Source organism: Streptomyces sp. ISL-11, from assembly GCF_018614525.1.
Lineage (GTDB): Bacteria > Actinomycetota > Actinomycetes > Streptomycetales > Streptomycetaceae > Streptomyces.
Genome location: NZ_JAGGOL010000176.1, coordinates 8,563 through 9,079 on the forward strand (window position 1 = coordinate 8,563; position 517 = coordinate 9,079).

The 517-nt window shown below is 68.5% G+C and carries 1 pseudogene; it reads left to right on the forward strand.

Annotated features, from left to right (window positions below):
• Positions 1–517: pseudogene (locus J7E86_RS28240) on the forward strand (type IV secretion protein Rhs); the annotation flags it as partial.

Below are 517 nucleotides of genomic sequence, written 5' to 3' on the forward strand. Positions count from 1 at the left end.
CGGCGACCTGACGGAAGTGATCAACTCCTCCGGTCTCCCCCTGCGCTTCGGCTACGACGAGCGCGGCCGCATCACGTCGTGGACCGACCGCAACGAAAGCCGCTACTCCTACACGTACGACGCCGAGGACCGCTGTGTCTTCCAGAGCGGCGACGAGGGTCATCTGCAGTTGTCGCTGGAGTACGGGGAGCGCGACCCGGCCACCGGCTTGCGGGTCACCTCGGTCACCAATGCCCTGGGTCACACCAGCCACTACACGGTCGACGACGCCCTGCACGTAGTAGCCGAGACCGACCCGAGGGGTGCGACCACCCACTCACGGCGGGACCGCTACAACCGGCTGCTGTCCCTGACGGACCCTCTTGGCCGTAGCACCGAGTGCCGCTACGACGACGAGGGGCGGCTCGCCTCGGTGATCCGCCCGGACGGCAGGGCGACCGCGGCCTCGTACAACGAGCACGGCCGCCCGGAAACCCTGACCGGCCCCGACGGGTCCACCTGGCACCAGTCTCTATTA